Source organism: Mycobacterium sp. 852002-51163_SCH5372311 (genome assembly GCF_001667115.1).
Classification (GTDB): domain Bacteria; phylum Actinomycetota; class Actinomycetes; order Mycobacteriales; family Mycobacteriaceae; genus Mycobacterium.
This window is the reverse complement of record NZ_LZIJ01000089.1, coordinates 98,544-118,250: the sequence shown is the minus strand read 5'-3', so window position 1 is coordinate 118,250 and position 19,707 is coordinate 98,544. Positions and strand designations below refer to the sequence as shown.

General features: G+C 68.3%; 22 protein-coding genes. 19 read left to right on the top strand and 3 right to left on the bottom strand.

Annotated elements, in window-relative coordinates:
- Both A5791_RS12235 and A5791_RS12230 read left to right on the top strand, forming a co-directional pair.
- A partial coding sequence (locus A5791_RS12235) for a replication-associated recombination protein A (RefSeq protein ID WP_231995870.1) occupies positions 1-1,419 on the top strand: 1,419 nt, incomplete at its 5' end.
- Positions 1,416-1,751 carry a hypothetical protein gene (locus tag A5791_RS12230; protein WP_067236272.1) on the top strand — a complete coding sequence of 112 codons (336 nt, stop codon included), beginning with the start codon at positions 1,416-1,418 and terminating at the stop codon, positions 1,749-1,751. The genes A5791_RS12235 and A5791_RS12230, both read left to right, overlap by 4 nt.
- A 29-nt stretch (positions 1,752-1,780) precedes the next feature.
- Here A5791_RS12230 and A5791_RS12225 read toward each other — a convergent pair whose 3' ends face one another.
- The gene (locus A5791_RS12225; protein WP_067236269.1) at positions 1,781-2,404 is read right to left on the bottom strand and encodes a hypothetical protein; all 624 of its coding nucleotides are present in this window, start codon (positions 2,402-2,404) and stop codon (positions 1,781-1,783) included.
- Positions 2,405-2,545: 141 nt separating this feature from the next.
- The gene (locus A5791_RS12220) at positions 2,546-3,166 is read right to left on the bottom strand and encodes a hypothetical protein (RefSeq protein WP_067236316.1); all 621 of its coding nucleotides are present in this window, start codon (positions 3,164-3,166) and stop codon (positions 2,546-2,548) included.
- Between the two features lie 156 nt (positions 3,167-3,322).
- On the opposite strand from A5791_RS12220, the gene A5791_RS12215 reads away from it, so the two are divergent.
- The 10 genes from A5791_RS12215 (at position 3,323) to aroQ (ending at position 12,962) form a co-directional block, all read left to right on the top strand.
- The gene (locus A5791_RS12215) at positions 3,323-3,712 is read left to right on the top strand and encodes a secondary thiamine-phosphate synthase enzyme YjbQ (RefSeq protein WP_156661185.1); all 390 of its coding nucleotides are present in this window, start codon (positions 3,323-3,325) and stop codon (positions 3,710-3,712) included.
- Positions 3,713-3,839: 127 nt separating this feature from the next.
- A complete protein-coding gene (alaS, locus tag A5791_RS12210) occupies positions 3,840-6,554 on the top strand; it encodes an alanine--tRNA ligase (protein WP_067236264.1) in 2,715 nt (904 codons plus the stop codon).
- On the top strand, positions 6,555-7,052 hold the full coding sequence (ruvX, locus tag A5791_RS12205; protein WP_067236259.1) for a Holliday junction resolvase RuvX: 498 nt from the start codon (positions 6,555-6,557) through the stop codon (positions 7,050-7,052).
- Complete coding sequence (mltG, locus tag A5791_RS12200; protein WP_067236255.1) at positions 7,045-8,289, top strand: endolytic transglycosylase MltG; 1,245 nt, start codon at positions 7,045-7,047, stop codon at positions 8,287-8,289. Before ruvX ends, mltG begins: the two co-directional genes overlap by 8 nt.
- Positions 8,267-9,118, top strand: coding sequence for a shikimate dehydrogenase (locus A5791_RS12195; RefSeq protein WP_067236252.1), 852 nt, complete (start codon positions 8,267-8,269; stop codon positions 9,116-9,118). The genes mltG and A5791_RS12195 overlap by 23 nt, the downstream gene beginning before the upstream one ends.
- 14 nt (positions 9,119-9,132) lie before the next feature.
- The gene (locus A5791_RS12190) at positions 9,133-9,540 is read left to right on the top strand and encodes an A24 family peptidase (protein WP_231995873.1); all 408 of its coding nucleotides are present in this window, start codon (positions 9,133-9,135) and stop codon (positions 9,538-9,540) included.
- Between the two features lie 116 nt (positions 9,541-9,656).
- Positions 9,657-10,865, top strand: coding sequence for a chorismate synthase (aroC, locus tag A5791_RS12185; RefSeq protein WP_067236246.1), 1,209 nt, complete (start codon positions 9,657-9,659; stop codon positions 10,863-10,865).
- A 5-nt stretch (positions 10,866-10,870) separates the two neighbouring features.
- Positions 10,871-11,443, top strand: a complete 573-nt coding sequence (locus tag A5791_RS12180) for a shikimate kinase (RefSeq protein ID WP_067236242.1) — start codon at positions 10,871-10,873, stop codon at positions 11,441-11,443.
- A complete protein-coding gene (gene aroB, locus A5791_RS12175; RefSeq protein WP_067236239.1) occupies positions 11,440-12,528 on the top strand; it encodes a 3-dehydroquinate synthase in 1,089 nt (362 codons plus the stop codon). Before A5791_RS12180 ends, aroB begins: the two co-directional genes overlap by 4 nt.
- Positions 12,525-12,962, top strand: a complete 438-nt coding sequence (gene aroQ, locus A5791_RS12170; RefSeq protein WP_067236235.1) for a type II 3-dehydroquinate dehydratase — start codon at positions 12,525-12,527, stop codon at positions 12,960-12,962. The genes aroB and aroQ overlap by 4 nt, the downstream gene beginning before the upstream one ends.
- 185 nt (positions 12,963-13,147) lie before the next feature.
- Here the strand turns inward: aroQ and A5791_RS12165 are convergent, their stop codons facing one another.
- Positions 13,148-13,891, bottom strand: coding sequence for a B-4DMT family transporter (locus A5791_RS12165; RefSeq protein ID WP_067236232.1), 744 nt, complete (start codon positions 13,889-13,891; stop codon positions 13,148-13,150).
- A 33-nt stretch (positions 13,892-13,924) separates the two neighbouring features.
- Between A5791_RS12165 and A5791_RS12160 the strand changes: the two genes are divergently transcribed.
- The 7 genes from A5791_RS12160 (at position 13,925) to A5791_RS12130 (ending at position 19,431) form a co-directional block, all read left to right on the top strand.
- Positions 13,925-15,043, top strand: coding sequence for a Xaa-Pro peptidase family protein (locus A5791_RS12160; protein WP_067236224.1), 1,119 nt, complete (start codon positions 13,925-13,927; stop codon positions 15,041-15,043).
- A 22-nt stretch (positions 15,044-15,065) separates the two neighbouring features.
- Positions 15,066-15,629, top strand: coding sequence for an elongation factor P (gene efp, locus A5791_RS12155; RefSeq protein WP_067236221.1), 564 nt, complete (start codon positions 15,066-15,068; stop codon positions 15,627-15,629).
- A gap of 3 nt (positions 15,630-15,632) precedes the next feature.
- Positions 15,633-16,154 carry a transcription antitermination factor NusB gene (gene nusB / locus A5791_RS12150; RefSeq protein ID WP_067236218.1) on the top strand — a complete coding sequence of 174 codons (522 nt, stop codon included), beginning with the start codon at positions 15,633-15,635 and terminating at the stop codon, positions 16,152-16,154.
- The gene (locus A5791_RS12145; protein ID WP_067236213.1) at positions 16,154-16,561 is read left to right on the top strand and encodes an antitermination protein NusB; all 408 of its coding nucleotides are present in this window, start codon (positions 16,154-16,156) and stop codon (positions 16,559-16,561) included. The genes nusB and A5791_RS12145 overlap by 1 nt, the downstream gene beginning before the upstream one ends.
- Before the next feature lie 31 nt (positions 16,562-16,592).
- Complete coding sequence (locus A5791_RS12140; RefSeq protein ID WP_067236210.1) at positions 16,593-18,110, top strand: CdaR family transcriptional regulator; 1,518 nt, start codon at positions 16,593-16,595, stop codon at positions 18,108-18,110.
- A gap of 115 nt (positions 18,111-18,225) precedes the next feature.
- Positions 18,226-18,849 (top strand): hypothetical protein, encoded by a 624-nt coding sequence (locus tag A5791_RS12135; RefSeq protein WP_067236206.1) that lies wholly within the window; start codon positions 18,226-18,228, stop codon positions 18,847-18,849.
- A 267-nt stretch (positions 18,850-19,116) separates the two neighbouring features.
- Complete coding sequence (locus A5791_RS12130) at positions 19,117-19,431, top strand: GreA/GreB family elongation factor (protein ID WP_082966877.1); 315 nt, start codon at positions 19,117-19,119, stop codon at positions 19,429-19,431.
- The last annotated feature ends 276 nt before the right edge of the window (positions 19,432-19,707 follow it).

Here is a 19,707-nt window from a genome sequence, read left to right as displayed (position 1 = left end):
AGGCGCGGTTTAAACGCACCCCCCCCCCCCCCGCCGAACTATGGCCCACAAGGGGGCCAACCCGGCGGCGGCTACGGCGCTCCTCCCCCTCCCCCCGGGTCGCCGCAAGGCTATGGCGCGCCCCAGGCCGGCTACCCGCCACCTGGATACGGTGGACAACCTGGCGGCCCGGTATCCCCGCCGTTCAGCGTCGGGGATGCGTTCAACTGGGCGAAGGACAAGTTCATCCAGAACGCCCAGGCAATGGTCGTGGCGGCCATCCTCTACGGCCCGCCGGGCAGTGGGAAGACGACCCTGGCGGCGCTGATCTCGCAGGCCACTGGCCGCCGGTTCGAGGCGCTGTCGGCATTGTCGGCCGGTGTGAAGGAAGTCCGGGCCGTTATCGAGAGTGCCCGCAGGGGCCTCCTCTCGGGTGAGCAGACGGTGCTGTTCATCGACGAGGTACATCGTTTCTCCAAGACCCAGCAGGACGCCCTGCTGTCCGCGGTGGAGAACCGGGTGGTGCTGCTGGTCGCCGCGACTACCGAGAACCCGTCGTTTTCCGTGGTGTCGCCGCTGCTATCCCGATCGCTGATCCTGCAGTTGCGGCCGTTGACCGCTGACGACATCCGTACGGTGGTTCAGCGCGCGATCGACGACCCCCGCGGCCTGGGCGGTGAGGTCACGGTGTCGGCAGAGGCCGTAGAGCTGTTGGTGCAGTTGGCCGCCGGCGACGCCCGTCGCGCCCTGACCGCGCTGGAAGTGGCCGCCGAAGCCGCGCAGGCGGCCGGTGTTCCGGTCGCTGTCGAGACCATCGAGCAGTCCCTGGACAAGGCCGCAGTCCGCTACGACCGCGACGGTGACCAGCACTACGACGTCATCAGCGCCTTCATCAAGTCGGTGCGCGGCTCCGACGTCGACGCTGCGCTGCACTATCTGGCTCGCATGCTGGTGGCCGGCGAAGACCCGCGGTTTGTCGCCCGCCGCCTGATGATCCTGGCCAGCGAGGACATCGGGATGGCCGATCCGACCGCGCTACAGACGGCGGTCGCCGCCGCTCAGACGGTGGCGCTGATCGGGATGCCGGAAGCTCAGCTGACGCTGGCGCATGCCACCGTGCACCTGGCCACCGCGCCGAAGTCGAACGCGGTGACGACGGCGCTGGGTGCGGCGATGAACGACATCAAAGCGGGCAAGGCCGGCCTGGTTCCCGCGCATCTGCGCGACGGGCACTACTCCGGTGCGGCGGCGCTGGGCCACGCGCAGGGCTACCAGTATTCCCACGACGACCCCGACGGCGTTGTCGCCCAACAATATCCGCCGGACGAGCTGGTGGGCGTGGACTACTACCGGCCCACCAATCACGGCGCTGAACGTGAGATCGCCGGCCGGCTGGATCGGCTGCGGGCGATCATCCGCAAGAAGAAGGGACGGTCATGAGGACCTTTACCGACGACGAGATGCGCCAACTGCTGCCCAGCGCCAAGGTCTACAGCGTCGTCATCCTCAAGCAGGGACCGAGTTTCGGCGACGACGCGGCCCCGGCGATCGTCTGGGAACACGGCCGCCGCAACTTCGGATTACGCGACGCCGGCGTGCTGGCGGTGGTGCTGCCCGTCACCGACGACTCCGAGGTGTGCGGCATCGGGGTGTTCGACGCGACGCCCGAGGACACCGCTGCGCTGATGGACGAAGACCCCGGGGTTGCCGCTGGAGTTTTCACCTACCAGGTGCACCCCTGCCGCGGCTTCCCCGGGGACGCGCTGCGGTAGGTCTGCTCGCGGGCTCGCCCAGCCCGGTCTCAAACCAGTTCGGGTACCCGCAAGCCGGCGATGGCCAGCTCGAATTCCACGACGTCGATCACCTCGGCGCCTAACTCGCGGACGCGCCTGCTGCGCAACTCGGTCGCACGGTCGCGGTTTCGCGCCATCGCTTCGACGCTGTCGAACGTCGAGCACGACACCGCCCGCCGGCAGGCCGGATAGTCGACCATCAGGCTGGCACTGCAGAAGCCGTCCAGATTCTCCATCTCCGGCAGAACGGACGCGCGGTAAAAGTCCAGCGACCGGGTGAGCTGATCCGGCACCACCTTGAGCCAGGTGGCCCGCACGCACGCCCCGGGCCGTGAGTGGTGGTCGCGGTGCACAAGCGCGATGTCCCATTCTTCGACGCGCGCGCTGCCGTCGAACATCAGCGCTGCGCGGTCACGGATGGGCGCCACCCGCTCGGCGCTGGCGCGCATCGTTTCGATGGATTCCCACGCGCTGGTGGCGATGCATGTGCCGGAGTGGCGTTCCACCAACAGCGACACTCCGACGCACCCGTCCATCTCTTGCAGGGCGGGCGTGACGACATCGCGCACGTGCGCGATTCCGATGTCGACCGACAAGGGTTGCGCCTGGATGGTGGTAGAGCGTGCGTACACGATCGGCCCCTTTTCTGTCGGGGCAGCGCCCCGGTGGCGCCACCGGTCCTTCCAAATACCTTCCTCCTACAGCCACTCGGTCGCAATGGGCACGATGAGTTCTCAGACCGGCGTTCGGCCGGCCTGTCTACGGCATCTCTTTCAGACCAGCTCGGGAACCCGCAAGTGCGCCAGCGCCAGCTCGAACTCACTTTCGTCGAGTTCCTCGGCGCCCGCCTCCTGCATGGACGAGTTCTTCAGTTCGGTTGCCCGGTCCCTGTTGCGCTCCATCGCTTCGAGGCTGTCGAACGTCGCCGATGACACCGCCCGGCCGGATGCGCGGTCGACCAGCAGGCTAGCACTGCAGAACCCGTCCAGGCTCTCGAGCTGGGGCAGCACAGACGACTTGTAGTACTCGATGCCTTGGTCCATCTGGTCAGGCGCCACCCTGACCCAGGTCGCTCGAACGCCAGCACCGTCGGGCGCGCGGTGGTCGCGGTGCAGTGCGGCGATCTCCCACTGCTCGACGTTTGCCGCGCCCCCGAACATTTCCGCGGCCCGATCACGGATCGGGGCCACGGTTTCACCGCTGGCGCGCATGGCGTCGTCGCTGTCCCAGGCGCTCGTTGCGATGCACCGGCCGGCGCGACGATCGACCAAAAGGGATATACCGACGCACCCCGGCATACCTAGCAGCGCGGGCATAACCTCATCGCGAACATGCGCGATTCCAGCGTCGATCGACGAGGTTTGCGCCTGGATTGTGGTAGAGCGTGCGTACACGATCCACCCCCTCTTTGTTCGGGGCAGCGCCCCGGTGGCGCCACCGGTCAATCAAATACTTTCCTCCAACCGGCCAAGGGTGGCAATGCTGGCCGCAGCGACAATGATCGGCAGGTCGCGTCGCCTCGCCGTAGGCTGGACCGGGTGCATACCGATGTGCTGGAGGTGGACACCGCCCGTCGCCGCATAGTGGATCTCACCGATGCGGTACGCAGATTCTGCTTCAGCTGTGGCGATGGCCTGTGCAACGTGTTCGTCCCGCATGCCACGGCTGGGGTCGCGATCATCGAGACCGGTGCCGGTTCCGACGACGACCTGGTCGATACCTTGGAACGGCTGTTGCCGCGCGACGACCGCTACCGGCACGCGCACGGCTCCTTCGGTCACGGCGCCGACCACGTGCTGCCGGCGATAGTCGCGCCGTCGGTGACGGTGCCCGTCTCCGGGGGCGAGCCGCTGCTGGGCACCTGGCAGAGCGTCGTTCTCGTCGACCTCAACCGGGACAATCCGCGGCGATCGGTCCGCCTGAGCTTCCTGGAAGGCTAACGCCGGCGCACCGGTACTGTGAGCGATCGGAAAGCGTCGTTAGAGGGCCTTCCGACCTCCCGGCGAATAGGCTGGAATCCGGCTCGGGCACGCAAGAGAGCAAAGCCGGGAACCAAGAGAGAAGGACATGCAGACACACGAGATCAGGAAGCGGTTCCTTGATCACTTCGTGAAGGCAGGCCACACGGAGGTGCCGAGCGCCTCGGTGATCCTCGACGACCCCAACCTGTTGTTCGTCAACGCCGGCATGGTCCAGTTCGTCCCGTACTTCCTGGGACAGCGCACACCGCCGTACGCGACGGCCACCAGCATCCAGAAGTGCATCCGCACCCCCGATATCGACGAGGTGGGCATCACCACCCGCCACAACACCTTCTTCCAGATGGCCGGCAACTTCTCGTTCGGCGACTACTTCAAGCGCGAGGCCATCGAATTGGCCTGGACGCTGTTGACCAACCCCATCTCTGACGGGGGATACGGGCTGGACCCGCAAAAGATCTGGGCCACAGTGTATCTCGACGACGACGAGGCCGCGGGACTGTGGCAGGAGGTTGCCGGTATGCCCGCGGAGCGGATCCAGCGCCGCGGCATGGCCGACAACTACTGGTCCATGGGCATCCCCGGGCCGTGCGGGCCGTCGTCGGAGATCTACTACGACCGCGGGCCGGAATTCGGTCCCGAGGGCGGCCCCATCGTCAACGAGGACCGCTACCTCGAGGTGTGGAACCTGGTGTTCATGCAGAACGAGCGCGGCGAGGGGACCACCAAAGAGGACTACGAAATCCTGGGGCCGTTGCCGCGCAAGAACATCGACACCGGCATGGGTGTCGAACGCATCGCGCTGGTTCTGCAGGACGTCCACAACGTCTATGAGACCGACCTGTTGCGCCCGGTGATCGACCTGGTCGCCAGCCGCGCGCCCCGCCCCTATGACGCCGGAAACCACGCCGACGACGTGCGCTACCGCATCATCGCCGACCACAGCCGCACCGCCGCGATCCTGATCGGCGACGGCGTCAGCCCCGGCAACGACGGCCGCGGCTATGTGCTGCGCCGACTGCTGCGCCGGGTGATCCGCAGCGTCAAGCTACTTGGCGTGGACGACTCAGCCACCCCGATCGTCGGCGACCTGATGGCCACCGTGCGTGACGCGATGGGCCCGTCATACCCCGAACTCGTCAGCGACTTCGACCGGATCAACCGCATCGCCGTCGCCGAGGAAACCGCGTTCAACCGCACCCTGGCCTCGGGGTCCAAGCTGTTCGACGAGGTCGCCGGCAGCACCAAATCCGTTGGCGCCACTGTGGTTTCCGGTTCGGACGCGTTCACCCTGCACGACACCTACGGCTTCCCGATCGAGCTCACCCTGGAGATGGCGGCCGAGGCAGGCCTGACCGTCGACGAGGCGGGCTTCCGCGAGCTGATGGCAGAGCAACGGCAGCGCGCCAAGGCCGACGCCGCCGCGCGTAAGCACGCGCACGCCGACCTGACCGCCTATCGCGAGCTGGTCGACGCCGGCCCCACCGAGTTCACCGGGTTCGACGAATTGACCTCTCCGGCAACCATTCTGGGTATTTTCGTCGACGGCAGGCGGGTACCGGTGGTCGCACACGCCGACTCGGTCGAGGCCGACCGGGTAGAACTGGTGCTCGACCGCACCCCGCTGTATGCCGAGTCCGGCGGCCAACTCGCCGACATCGGCACGATCAGCGGAACGGGTTCCGGCGAGAGCGCCCGGGCGGCCGTCACCGACGTCCAGAAGATCGCCAAAACCCTGCACGCGCACCGGGTCAACGTCGAATCCGGGGAATTCGTCGAAGGTGACACCGTCGTCGCGTCGGTGGACTCCGGCTGGCGCAAGGGCGCGACCCAGGGGCATTCGGGTACCCACATGGTGCATGCCGCGCTGCGACAAGTGCTGGGGCCCAACGCCGTTCAGGCCGGTTCGCTGAATCGGCCGGGTTACCTGCGCTTCGACTTCAACTGGCAGGGACCGTTGAGCGACGAGCAGCGCACCCAGATCGAGGAAGTGACCAACGAAGCGGTGCAGGCCGACTTCGAGGTGCACACGTTCACCGAACAGCTCGACAAGGCCAAGGCGATGGGCGCAATGGCGCTCTTCGGCGAGAGCTATCCCGACCAGGTGCGGGTAGTCGAGATCGGCGGACCGTTCTCGCTGGAGCTGTGCGGCGGCACGCACGTGCACAATTCCGCGCAAATCGGTCCGGTGACCATCCTGGGCGAATCGTCGATCGGGTCCGGGGTGCGCCGGGTGGAGGCCTACGTCGGGCTGGAGTCATTCCGGCACTTGGCCAAGGAGCGGGCGCTGATGGCCGGGCTGGCGTCGTCGCTGAAGGTGCCGTCCGAAGAGGTGCCGGCGCGGGTGGCCAATCTGGTGGAGCGCCTGAAGGCCGCCGAAAAGGAACTCGAGCGCGCCCGGCAGGCCAGCGCGCGGGCAGCTGCCACCAATGCGGCCGCGGGCGCGGAGCGCATCGGTAACGTGCGTGTGGTGGCGCAGCGGATGTCCGGCGGGATGACGGCGGCCGACCTGCGTTCCCTGGTCGGAGACATCCGCGGCAAGCTGGGCAGCGACCCGGCGGTGGTCGCCCTGATAGCCCAGGGCGAGAACGACAACGTGCCCTATGCGATTGCGGCCAATCCGGCCGCCCAGGAGATTGGGATCCGCGCCAACGAGCTGGTCAAGCAGCTGGCTGTGGCCGTCGACGGCCGTGGCGGCGGCAAGGCCGACCTGGCGCAGGGCTCAGGGAAGGATCCGGCCGGCATCGACGCGGCGCTTGACGCGGTGCGCTCCGAGATCGCCGTGATAGCGCGGGTCGGTTGAGTGGTCTCATCACAGCACCGCCTGCCCGATCGGCCCGGCGAATTGGATCCCGGTCGGGGGCGGCGCGTCGGCATCGACGTGGGCAGTGTCCGTATCGGGGTGGCCGCAAGCGACCCTGACGGCATCCTGGCCACCCCGGTGGAAACGGTGCGCCGCGATCGCTCCGGCAAGCATCTGCGCAGGCTGGCGGCGCTGGTCGCCGAGCTGCACGCCGTCGAGGTGGTCGTCGGGCTGCCGCGCACACTGGCCGACCGCACCGGGCCGTCGGCACGGGATGCGATCGAACTGGCCGAAGCACTGGCAGGACGGATTGCGCCGACGCCGGTGCGTCTGGCCGACGAGCGACTGACCACCGTCAGCGCGCAGCGATCGTTGCGGGCCGCGGGGGTTTCGGCCAAGCACCAACGCGCGGTGGTCGACCAGGCCGCCGCGGTCGCGATTCTGCAGTCCTGGCTCGATCAGCGCCGCGGGATGGCAGGGGGCCTCACCGATGGTTGACGGCGTGCGAGGCGAACGGGCCGAGCCCGAGGCCGTCGGACCGCCGCGGGCGGCGATGAGCCGTCTGGACCGCATCCAGGCCGAGCGCGGACGCCGGCGACGGCGGTTCGCCCGCAGACTGGCCCTGGGCCTGCTCGTGGTGGTGATGGTCGCCGCGGGCGTGGTGGGCGTCAAGTTGTGGCACACCATGTTCGGCAACGGCGACGACTACACCGGCAGTGGCAAGCAGGACATCATGATTCAGATCCAGGCCGGGGATTCCACCACGGCCATCGGGGAGACACTGCTCAACCACGGCGTGGTCGCTACCGTCAAGGCCTTCGTCCGGGCCGCGCGCGGCAACGCCGCGATTTCGGCGATCCAGCCGGGCTACTACCGGATGCGAACCGAGATCCCGGCGGCCACGGCGGTCGCCCGGCTGACCGACCCCAGCAATCGGGTGGGCCGGCTGGTCATTCCGGAAGGTCGCCAGCTCGACGACACCACCGACATGAAGACCAATGCGGTGACCCCGGGAATCCTCAGTTTGATCTCGCGGGCCACCTGTGTGGACCTAGACGGGGACCGGCACTGCGTCTCGGTGGATGACCTGCGCAAGGCGGCGGCCCACAGCGCTCCGGCGACGTTGGCGGTGCCGTCCTGGGCGGTTCAACCAGTGACCGAACTCGGCAACGACCATCGCCGCATCGAGGGCCTCATCGCACCGGGGACCTTCAATGTCGATCCCTCCGCCTCGGCCCAGAGCATTCTGGCCGGCCTGATCACCGCGGGCGCCGCGGAGTACACCAAATCCGGGTTGGTCGATACCGCCGCATCCCTCGGCCTGTCGCCCTACGACATCCTCGTGGTGGCATCGCTGGTACAGCAGGAATCCAAGTCGCAGGATTTCGCGAAGGTGGCGCAGGTCATCTACAACCGGCTGCACGAGCACCGGACGCTGGAATTCGACTCGACGGTGAACTATCCGCTGGACCGGCGCGAGGTGGCCACCAGCGATGCGGACCGCGCCCAGCGCACCCCGTGGAACACCTACGTGTCCCAGGGCCTGCCGGCCACCGCGATCTGCTCCCCGGGCATAGAGGCGCTGAGCGCCGCCGAGCACCCCGAGCCGGGCGACTGGCTCTACTTCGTCACCATCGACGCACAGGGGACGACACTGTTCACCAGGGATTACCAACAGCACCTGGCGAACATCGAGTTGGCCAAGCACAACGGTGTCCTCGACAGCACGCGCTGACCCGGCGGGCGCGCACGTTCCCAGAAAAGCGGCCGTGCTCGGTTCCCCGGTCGCCCATTCCCGTTCCCCGCAGCTGCATCTGGCCGCATATCGTGCGCTGGGCCTGAACGACTGGACGTATGACCGCATCGAGTGCAGTGCCGAAGCGCTGCCCGGTGTGGTCGGAGGGTTCGGGCCCGAATGGGTCGGGGTTTCGGTGACGATGCCCGGCAAGTTCGCCGCCCTGCGATTCGCCGACGAGCACACCGCACGCGCCGAACAGGTGGGCTCGGCCAACACCCTGGTCCGCACGCCGCGCGGCTGGCGCGCCGACAACACCGACATCGACGGTGTCGTAGGGGCCCTCAGGCCCCTGATAGGGCAGGTGTCGGGACGCGCGCTTGTGTGCGGGTCGGGGGGCACCGCACCGGCGGCCGTCGTGGGGTTGGCACACCTCGGCGTCACCGGCATCACCGTGGTGGCGCGTAATCCCGACAAGGCCGCGCGGCTCGTCGACCTGGGCACGCGGATCGGCGCGGACACCCGATTCTGCGATCTGGGCAGCAGTGAGCTGGCCGGCGAGGTGGCGGCCGCGCTGGTACTGGTCAGCACCATCCCGGCCGACGTGGCGGCACGCTATGCCGGCACGTTCGCCAGGATCCCGGTGCTGCTGGACGCCGTTTACGACCCGTGGCCCACCCCGCTGGCCGCGGCCGTGGCCGCCGCGGGCGGCCGGGTGATTAACGGCCTGCAGATGCTGCTGCACCAGGCGTTCGCGCAGGTTGAGCAGTTCACCGGGCTGCCCGCGCCGCGCGAGGCGATGACTTGCGCGCTGGAGGAAATGCTCTAGCGTGCAGCGGCATGCTGATCGCGGCCGTGGTGTTGACCTGGCTGGTCGTGTTGAGCCGCTACGACCTCAGGGAACGCCGACTGCCCAACGTGCTGACGCTGCCGGGGGCGGCCGTGATCCTGCTGGCCGCCGCGGCCGCCGGTCGTGGTTTGCCCGCGCTGGCCGGGGCCGCGGCGTTGGCCAGCGTGTATCTGCTGGTACACCTGCTGGCGCCGGCGGGCATGGGCGCCGGCGACGTCAAGCTGGCGATCGGGCTGGGCGGTCTGGCCGGCTGCTTCGGCGTAGGGGCGTGGTTTCTGGCGGCGCTGGCCGCGCCGGTTCTGACCGCGCTGTGCGGGATGGTGTGTGGGGTACGCGCCGTGCCGCACGGTCCCTCGATGTGCCTGGCGACCGCTTGCGCGGTGAGCCTGAGCCTCTGGTGACCTCCCGTCGAAATCGACGGCGGCGCGGAAAAATGCGAGAGAGCCGCACGCTGGCGTCGATTTCGAGGGACAGCTCGGATTTAAGCCCGCGCTCGCCAACATGGGAAGATGGTCGGGTGTTGCGTTGGATCACCGCCGGGGAGTCGCACGGCCGCGCGTTGGTGGCCGTCGTGGAAGGCATGGTCGCCGGTGTGGAGGTCACCTCGACCGACATCGCCGACCAGTTGGCCCGCCGCCGGCTGGGCTACGGCCGTGGCGCCCGAATGACGTTCGAGCGTGACGCGGTGACCCTGCTGTCCGGCATCAGGCATGGCGTCACACTCGGTGGGCCCATCGCCATCGAGATCGGCAACACCGAATGGCCGAAGTGGGAAACCGTGATGGCCGCCGATCCCGTCGACCCGCAGGTGCTCGAAGAGCTGGCCCGCAACGCCCCGCTCACCCGGCCACGGCCTGGCCACGCCGACTACGCGGGCATGCTCAAATACGGGTTCGACGACGCCCGGCCGGTGCTGGAGCGTGCCAGCGCCCGCGAGACAGCCGCCAGGGTCGCCGCCGGAACCGTCGCACGCGCGTTCCTGCGTCAGGCCCTGGGCGTCGACGTGCTCTCTCACGTCATCTCGATCGGCGCCTCAGAGCCCTACGACGGACCGCCGCCGCGTCCGGAAGATCTCGCTGCCATCGACGCCAGTCCGGTTCGTGCCTTCGCCGAACAGGCGGAAAAGTCGATGATCACCGAAATCGAGGCCGCCAAAAAAGACGGCGACACCCTCGGCGGGGTGGTGGAGGTGGTGGCGCTGGGCCTGCCCGTCGGGCTGGGATCGTTCACCAGCGGCGACAACCGGCTCGACAGCCAGCTGGCCGGTGCCGTGATGGGAATCCAGGCGATCAAGGGGGTGGAGATCGGCGACGGCTTCCAGACCGCGCGCCGCCGCGGTAGCCGCGCCCACGACGAGATGTATCCCGGACCCGACGGCGTCGTCCGCTCGACCAACCGGGCCGGCGGACTGGAAGGCGGCATGACCAACGGGCAGCCACTGCGGGTACGCGCGGCGATGAAGCCGATCTCCACGGTGCCGCGTGCGCTGGCCACCGTTGACATGGCCACCGGCGACGAGGCGGTCGCCATCCACCAGCGTTCCGATGTATGCGCGGTGCCCGCCGCGGGCGTCGTCGTCGAAACCATGGTGGCCCTGGTGCTGGCCCGCGCGGCACTGGAAAAGTTCGGCGGCGATTCGCTGGCCGAAACCCGCCGCAATGTCGGGGCATACCAGCGTGCGGTCGCCGACCGGGAAGCGCCGGCCGCCCGGGCTTCGGGAGGCTAGCGGCCATGGCACCCAAGGCGGTACTGGTCGGGCTGCCGGGCTCGGGCAAGTCGACGATCGGGCGGCGGCTGTCCAAGGCGCTCGGCGTGAGCCTGCTGGACACCGACGCGATGATCGAACAGCGGACCGGGCGCGGCATCGCCGACATCTTCGCCACCGACGGGGAGCTGGAATTCCGCCGCATCGAGGAGGAAGTGGTGCGTGCGGCGTTGGCCGAGCACGACGGTGTGGTGTCGCTCGGCGGCGGCGCCGTTACCAGCCCGGGGGTGTGCGAGGCGCTGGCCGGACACACCGTCGTCTATCTGGAAATCGGTGCGGCCGAAGGCGTTCGGCGAACCGGCGGCAACACCGTGCGGCCGCTGCTGGCCGGGGGAGAGGCCGAGAAATACGCAAAATACAAAGCCCTGATGTCCCAACGTATTCCGTTGTACCGGCGAGTCGCCACCATCAGGGTTGACACCAATCGCCGCAATCCCGGGGCGGTGGTCCGCTACATCATGTCGCGGCTGGAAGGCGAGAAGTCAACCGGCAACGCCGGCTCGCAACCCGGCCCTACTCCGGCGCAGGCGACCAAATGACCCAAATCCCAACACCGGTCACGGTTCAGGTGGCCGTCGACCCGCCGTACCCCGTCGTGATCGGCACGGGTCTGCTGAACGAGTTGGAAGAGCTGCTTTCCGACCGGCATCGGGTGGCAATTCTGCATCAACCGGTGCTGGCGCACACCGCCGAGGCCATCCGAACCCTGTTGGCCGGCAAGGGCGTCGACGCGCACCGCATCGAAATCCCGGATGCCGAGGCCGGCAAAGACCTGCCCGTGGTGGGTTTCATATGGGAAGTGTTGGGTCGCATCGGAATCGGTCGCAAGGATGCGCTGGTCAGCCTCGGCGGCGGCGCCGCCACCGACGTCGCCGGATTCGCGGCGGCCACCTGGCTGCGGGGCGTGTCGATCGTGCACGTGCCGACGACCCTGCTCGGCATGGTCGATGCCGCCGTCGGCGGCAAGACCGGCATCAACACCGAGGCCGGCAAGAATGTGGTCGGTGCGTTTCATCAGCCGCTCGCCGTGCTGGTCGACATGGCGACACTGGAAACCTTGCCGCGCAACGAGATCGTCGCCGGGATGGCCGAGGTGGTCAAGGCCGGCTTCATCGCCGACCCGGTGATCCTGGACCTCATCGAAGCCGACCCGCAGGCCGCCCTGGACCCCGCTGGTGACGTGCTGCCGGAACTGATCCGGCGCGCGATCGTCGTGAAGGCAGAAGTGGTCGCCGCCGACGAGAAGGAGTCCGAGCTGCGCGAAATCCTGAACTATGGCCACACTTTGGCCCATGCGATCGAGCGTCGCGAGCATTACCGGTGGCGCCACGGCGCGGCCGTGTCGGTGGGCCTGGTGTTCGCCGCGGAGCTGGCCCGGCTGGCCGGCCGGCTCGACGACGCCACCGCCGAGCGGCATCGCAATATCCTCGCCTCGCTTGGCCTGCCGACCAGCTACGACGCCGGCGCGCTGCCGGAGCTGTTGGAGTACATGGCCGGAGACAAGAAAAGCCGGGCAGGTGTGCTTCGATTCGTGGTCCTCGATGGGCTGGCCAAGCCGGGCCGGTTGGCCGGACCCGACCCGGCGCTGCTGGCCGCCGCCTACGCGGGACTCGAGCAGTCATGACGAGCACGGTGAACATCATCAACGGCCCGAACCTGGGCCGCCTGGGCCAGCGTGAGCCGGCGGTCTACGGCAGCACCACTCACGACCAGCTGGTGGCTGCCGTCGAAACCGAGGCCGCCGCGCTCGGGCTCAAAGCTGTTGTGCGGCAAAGCGATAACGAGGCCCAGCTACTGGAATGGATCCATCGGGCCGCTGATGCCGGCGAACCGGTGATCCTCAACGCCGGCGGACTGACCCACACCTCGGTGGCGCTGCGCGACGCCTGCGCCGAACTACGCGCACCGTTGATCGAAGTGCACATCTCCAACGTGTATGCGCGCGAAGAGTTTCGCCGGCACTCCTACATCAGTCCGGTGGCGACCGGGGTGATCGTCGGGCTGGGCATCCAGGGCTACCTGCTCGCCCTGCGCTACCTGGCGGGGGATTCGCCCTAGCCGGGATTGGCCCGCCACAGGCGACCGGTCGACGTTCGGATTCGAGTGTGCATTCACGGCTTTGGGTGTGCGTGTAGGGCGGGAAAATCGCCGGATCGACGCCCTAGGTTCACACCGAAAGCCGTAGCTTCACACCGAAAGCCGTAGCTTCACACCGAAAGTCGCGAACGCACAGTGGACGGGGCTTAGCGGCGACGGGTGTCGCGCTGCTGGGTGGCGTCGGGGTCCAGGCGGATCTCCTGGGTGGGCGACTCGCCGCCGCGGGTGTCGATCGCTTCGGTACGCGCCTCATGGGTAGGCAGCGCCTCGGTGCGTCCCTCGTGCGTGGGAATTTCCTCGGTCCGTCCCTCACGCTCGGCCGTGGCGACCGCGGCGGTCCGCTCCTCGGTCTGGGCCTCGCCGCGCTGCACCGGAATCTCGCCGGTGGGCGACTCGTCGGCGCGAACCGCGGAGAACACGTCGCCGTCGGTCGGCCGACCGCGCGATCCGTCGTGGTGGGCCGGCGGCTCGGCCTTACGGTCGATCCGCCAGCGGCCGACAGCCACGCCGATGATGGCGGGCACGAAAATGATGAGCGCGGTGAAGGCCGCGAACGTGGTCAGCTCGTTGATCGGCCCACCGGTGTACAGACCCGTGTAGAGCAGCGAAATGAGCCAGGCCACCGCGCCGCTGAGGATCCCGGCCGCGATGCCGGCCAGCAGCCACGTCATCGCCAGGTCCTCGCGCCGGTCCGGGTCGGGGTTGGCGTTGGCATCGGCGCGACCGTCGAGAACCCCCCAGGTGGCTACGCCGGCAATGAACAAGAGGAGCAGTACCACGCTGACCAATCCGGACGTCGTCGGCCAGGCGTTGATCACCGCCCCTTGAATCAGGCGGAGAACGACCATCAACCCGGCGAACACCAGTCCGCGCACCATCCAGTTCCTCATGGGCAAACAGCGTAGCGAGTACCGTCAAGGGTCGTGACACATTCTCAGCGTCGACACAACCTCAGAAGCCGAATCGTTGCCAAAGAACTGGACGCGATGCTGGTCACAGACTTGGTCAACGTCCGCTATCTGTCAGGATTCACCGGGTCGAATGGCGCGTTACTGGTATTCGCCGACGATCGGCAGCCGGTATTGGCCACCGACGGCCGGTACCGCACGCAGGCCGCGGAGCAGGCGTCCGGGGTCGAGATCGTCATCGAACGGGCCTGCGGACGCCACCTGGCCGGTCGCGCCGCCGACGACGGAGTGAAGAGGCTGGGCTTCGAGAGCCACGTGATGACGGTCGACGGTTTGGACGCCCTGATCAACGAGTTGGACGGCAAGGCCACCGAGCTGGTGCGCGCCTCGGGAACCGTCGAGGCGCTGCGCGAGATCAAAGACGCCGGCGAGCTGGCGCTGCTGCGGTTGGCCTGTGAGGCCGCCGACGCCGCACTGACCGACCTGGTGGATCGCGGCGGCCTGCGGCCCGGCCGGACCGAGCGCGAGGTAGGGCGTGAGCTGGAGGCGCTGATGCTCGACCACGGCGCCGACGCGATGTCGTTCGAGACGATTGTGGCCACCGGGCCCAACTCGGCAATCCCGCACCACCGGCCCACCGACCGCAAGCTGGCCACCGGCGATTTCGTCAAGATCGACTTCGGCGCGCTGGTCGCCGGATATCACTCCGACATGACCCGCACCTTTGTGCTGGGTTCGGCCGCGGACTGGCAGCTGGAGATCTACCAACTGGTTGCCGATGCGCAGAAGGCGGGACGGGAGGCGTTGCGGCCGGGCGCCGACCTGCGCGACGTCGACGGCGCGGCACGCCGGCTGATCGACGATGCCGGCTACGGCGAGCAGTTCGGCCATGGTCTGGGGCACGGCGTCGGCCTGCAGATCCACGAAGCGCCGGGGATCGGGGCCACGTCCGCCGGTACACTACTTGCGGGCTCCGTCGTGACCGTGGAGCCCGGCGTCTATCTACCCGGCCGCGGCGGCGTGCGCATCGAGGACACCCTGGTGGTGGCTGGCGGGACGCCTAAAGACCCCGAAACCGCCGGGCAGACCCCGGAATTGTTGACCCGGTTCCCGAAGGAACTGGCCATCTTGTAGTAGATCGGAGATCTGGGAGACCGTGGCGACCACTGCTGACTTCAAGAACGGACTTGTCCTGGTAATCGACGGGCAGCTGTGGACCATCACCGAGTTCCAGCACGTCAAGCCCGGCAAGGGTCCGGCTTTTGTGCGTACCAAGCTGAAAAACGTGCTTTCGGGCAAGGTGGTCGACAAGACCTACAACGCCGGGGTCAAGGTCGACACCGCCACCGTCGACCGGCGCGACACCACCTACCTGTACCGCGACGGCTCCGACTTCGTGTTCATGGACAGCCAGGACTACGAGCAGCACGCGCTGCCGGAGTCCCTGGTGGGCGACGCCGCGCGATTCCTGCTGGAGGGCTTGCCGGTGCAGGTGGCCTTCCACAACGGGGCGCCGCTGTACATCGAGCTGCCGGTGACCGTCGAACTCGAGGTCACCCACACCGAGCCCGGCCTCCAGGGCGACCGCTCCAGCGCGGGCACCAAACCGGCCACGCTGGAGACCGGCGCCCAGATCCAGGTTCCGCTGTTCATCAACACCGGCGACAAGCTCAAGGTGGACTCCCGTGACGGCAGCTACCTGGGCCGGGTCAACGCCTGAGACATGCCGGATGCGAAGCCGGAGAAACCGGCGAGACCCGCCAGGGCGGTCAAGGGGCGTCATCAAGCCCGCAAGCGTGCGGTCGACCTGCTGTTCGAAGCCGAGGCCCGTGGTCTGAGCCCAGCCGAGGTGGTCGACGTCCGGACCGCGCTGGCCGAGGCCAAGCCGGAGGTGGCGCCGTTGCACCCGTACACCGTGGCGGTGGCACGCGGAGTCGATGAGCAGATTGCCCACATCGACGACCTGATCACCTCGCATCTGCAGGGCTGGACGCTGGACCGGCTGCCCGCGGTGGATCGCGCCATCCTGCGGGTGGCGGTATGGGAGCTGCTGCATGCCGATGACGTGCCCGAGCCGGTCGCCGTCGACGAGGCGGTCGAGCTGGCCAAGGAGCTGTCCACCGACGACTCGCCGGGCTTCGTCAACGGTGTGCTGGGCCAGGTCATGCTGGTAACGCCGCAGATCCGGGCGGCCGCCGAGGCGGTACGGTCGGGCGCCCTGGGGGGGACGGAGCACCCGAGCTGATGAACCGGCTGGAGCTGCGTGTCGTCGCCGCCGGTTTCCTGGCGGCGACGGTGGTATTGGGTGCCGTCGTATGTGCCGCATTCGGGCAGGCCGTCGTGGCGTCGGTGCTCTCGATCTATGCGCTGGCCGTCGGCGCTTGGCTGTATCACTCGATCGAGCGGCTGCTGGTGGCGCGCCGGATCAGCACGGTTCGTCAGGCCGCCAAGCCGCTGCAGCCGCTACTGCCGGTGATGGCGGCCATCATGGGCCTCTCGCAGGCCGTGGTGCGATCGCTGAGCGATGTCACCGAACTGCCGGCGCGTGGCCTGGAACTGCCGATGCTGCGGTGGTTGGAAAACCCCTGGGGCAGTCGGCGCAATCAGCGGATCATCGAGAGCGACGAAAGCGACGACGAGCCGGATCGCTGACCGCAGGCGTCCCGGGATTGGGAGTGGTTTCTTGATCACTTTCGACCGCTTGATCAACGTGCTGGGCGGTTATGGGGTCCGGTTGCGCTGGTCGTCGGTGCCCAGGTCGACGGAGTTGCGCAGCGTGGTGATCCACGAACCAAAGCAGCACCGTGCGGCGACGGGCGACGTGTTGCTGGCCGTCGGCGCCGGCTCCTTGGAGGAAGCGGTGAGCTGGGGCGCGGCGGCGCGCGCCGTGGTGGTGTTGACGCGCGACGCGGAGCCCATGACGTTCGACCCGGGGACGCAGGGCGCGGTGATGACGCTCGACGGTGCCGTCTCGTGGAGCGAGGTTGCCGCGGTGGTCTACGGGCTGGTGCTGGAGGGCCGGGAAACCGAATCCGGTCGTGGCCCAACGGATTTGTTCGCGCTGGCCGACAGTCTCGCCGAGTCGACCGGTGGCGCGGTGACGATCGAGGACAAGCTGTTGCGGGTACTGGCGTATTCGCGGCTGCAGCAGCACGCCGACCCGGCGCGGATATCGACCATCCTGGGCCGGCAGACGCCGGAGCAGCTGCGCGCACTGTTCGAGTCACGAGGCGTATTTGCGCATTTGGCGGCGTCGGACGAGCCGTTGTTCGTCGCAGCCGATGACGAGCACGGCATGACCGGCCGCATGGTGGTCGCGGTGCGTACGGGGGGAGAGATCGTCGGGTCGGTGTGGGTGGCCTGCGAGGCACCGCTGGACGGCGCCCAGCGCAATGCCCTGACGGACGGCGCCCACACGGTGGCACTGCATCTGCTCCGGTCACGCGCCAGCGCGGATCTGGAACGACAGGTGGAATCCGAGCTGGTGATTCAGTTGCTCGAGGGCACACTGGACGCCATCACGCTGGCCAGCAGGCTGGGCCTCTCGCACACGGCGCTGCGGGTGATCGCGCTGCAAGCATCCATCGGCGACGAGCGCGATGCCGCTCTGCTATTGGCCTTCGACCGCGCAACCACGGGTTTCGGGTGGTCGCGGGCGGGCCGGAGCGCACTGGCGGGTAACACCGTCTACACCCTGCTGCCCAGCGCGGAAGCGGATACGGCGCGGCGCTGGGTGAGCGGTCTGCGAGCCGCCCTGCCTGAGCAGGTCGGGGTGGTGGCCGGGATCAGCGCGGCGGCCGAGGTGGCTGACCTGCCGGCGGCGCGGCAGGAAGCCGACGAGTGCCTGGCGCTTTGTGATGTGTCGCCGCAGGGCGATACGCCGGCCTACGACGAGTCGTGGGACGACATCCTGTTGCAGCGATTGCGCCGCGCCGCGCGGTCGGGGCGAACACCGGACCGCGGACCGGTGGCCGAGTTGCGCCGCCACGACCGCGACAACGCGACAGAGTATGTGGCCACGCTGCGCGCCTGGCTGGAGGAGCAGGGCGACCCGACGCGCGCCGGCGAGCGGTTGGGGGTGCACGAGAACACCGTGCGTTACCGGCTGCGCAAGATGGCCGAGATAACCAACCTGCCACTGGACGACCCCAAGAAGCGGCTGGCCATGACGATCGAGCTGGCGGCCGCCGACACCGACTGACGGCCGTGCTGTCCGGCTGCGACAACCCGCGGCCGCGGATTTGTCCTGCTGGGGCAACGCCGGTCGGCGCCATCGCCACCATCATGGAAGGCGCCCCCGTGGACAGGAACATTCGATGAGCACCCCGCCGCCCGATCATCAACCGCTTGCCGGCCGCCGACCGGACGACGCGATGGAGACGTTCACGGTGCGCCTGCCACGAAAGACGTCGGTCAGCCTGTTCGGTGGTAACCCGCTGACGCGCACCAGCGACCGGTTGCAGGCATTTTTCTTGGTGTTAGCGGTCGCGGTGTCACTGATCTCGATGCCCGTCGCGGCCGCTGTGGGCACCGCGGTGCACGACTCTCGCAGCCGCGTCTACACCGAGCAGGCCGCCAAATACCGCACGGTCACTGCGACCGTCATCGGCACCGGCGATTCCCGTCAGAACCTCGAACGCCCGACCATCACGGTTCCCGCACGATGGCTCATTTCGGGCACCGAACACACCGGCGACGTCGTCGCGCCACGCACGGTCCAGGTGGGCGACACGGTCGAGGTCTGGCTGGACGACGACGGCTCGCCGGTGGGCCGGCCGAGCACGACCGCCGTCGACGAGGCGGTGGCCTCCGCTTTCGCCGTCTGGCTCGGCACGACCTTGTCGGCGGTCGCCTTGTACCTGGTCGCGCGGATGGCCCTTGACCGGTCACGCAACGCGGCGTGGCAGCGGGGCATCGACAACCTGCTGGGCCAACGGTAATTCAGGCTCGCCCGCGAAGGCTTGTCCGCGAAGGCTTGTCCGCGAAGGCTTGTCCGCAAAGACGTTGTCGGATCCTGACAACGGTGCACCGCCGGGTTGTCGGCTCACCGCAAGCGTCACTGCATCCGCCCGCACCACCATGGGATCAACAGCGAATTTTCCGCACGCCTGAACTTCCCCCCGTGGGCGCCGAGTCGTCAGGGGCGGCTGCTCTGCCCTGGCCCGCCCCTGGCGACAACCCTCTGCCAACGAAAGGAAACACAGAAAATGACTGACAGACGACGCTTTTGGATGGCCAGGCACAACGCGCACACCGGAGACGATCGCGGAGGCGCCCCGATCGCCAAAGCCGGCATGCTGCTCACCATCCGCTACGAGACCGGCGAGACCGAGACCTTTCTGCTGGGCAGGCGCGCCGGCAAGGATGCTGCCGTCAAGGTGTACTCGATGCTGTCGCCGCTGGGCCACGCGATCGCCGGAGCCCGGCTGGGCGAGCAGCGCATCTATTCGATGCCGCAGGGGCCTGAGCACCGCGTGACGTTGATAGAGGCGGTGCCCTACAAAGCTCGAGTCACGGCATGAACAGCCCCAAACCGGCAGCAGCACATGGGATTACGAAGGCAGTTCGACGGCCCGTGCGATGCGCCGACAGGCTGCGCGGGGACGGCATCGCATGTTGTTCGACCTGATCGACCCGGTGGCGATGTTGTTCTTGTTGCTGGCGGTGTTGGGACTCATGCTTGCCGTCGCCTACGGAAAGGACGGTCGCTGACGACCGCAAAGTCGTAACCTCGGAGCATGTGCAGCAACCGGCGCCGCCGCCGGGGAGATTCCGCGACGCAATCCGGTGATAGCGGT

Excerpts from the sequence above, each read along its gene's own strand:
- A5791_RS12230 (WP_067236272.1), top strand. The coding sequence starts at position 1,416 with ATGAGGACCTTTACCGACGACGAGATGCGCCAACTGCTGCCCAGCGCC.
- alaS (WP_067236264.1), top strand. The coding sequence starts at position 3,840 with ATGCAGACACACGAGATCAGGAAGCGGTTCCTTGATCACTTCGTGAAG.
- mltG (WP_067236255.1), top strand. The coding sequence starts at position 7,045 with ATGGTTGACGGCGTGCGAGGCGAACGGGCCGAGCCCGAGGCCGTCGGA.
- A5791_RS12180 (WP_067236242.1), top strand. The coding sequence starts at position 10,871 with ATGGCACCCAAGGCGGTACTGGTCGGGCTGCCGGGCTCGGGCAAGTCG.
- aroB (WP_067236239.1), top strand. The coding sequence starts at position 11,440 with ATGACCCAAATCCCAACACCGGTCACGGTTCAGGTGGCCGTCGACCCG.
- aroQ (WP_067236235.1), top strand. The coding sequence starts at position 12,525 with ATGACGAGCACGGTGAACATCATCAACGGCCCGAACCTGGGCCGCCTG.
- A5791_RS12165 (WP_067236232.1), bottom strand. The coding sequence starts at position 13,891 with ATGAGGAACTGGATGGTGCGCGGACTGGTGTTCGCCGGGTTGATGGTC.
- nusB (WP_067236218.1), top strand. The coding sequence starts at position 15,633 with ATGCCGGATGCGAAGCCGGAGAAACCGGCGAGACCCGCCAGGGCGGTC.
- A5791_RS12145 (WP_067236213.1), top strand. The coding sequence starts at position 16,154 with ATGAACCGGCTGGAGCTGCGTGTCGTCGCCGCCGGTTTCCTGGCGGCG.
- A5791_RS12135 (WP_067236206.1), top strand. The coding sequence starts at position 18,226 with ATGAGCACCCCGCCGCCCGATCATCAACCGCTTGCCGGCCGCCGACCG.
- A5791_RS12130 (WP_082966877.1), top strand. The coding sequence starts at position 19,117 with ATGACTGACAGACGACGCTTTTGGATGGCCAGGCACAACGCGCACACC.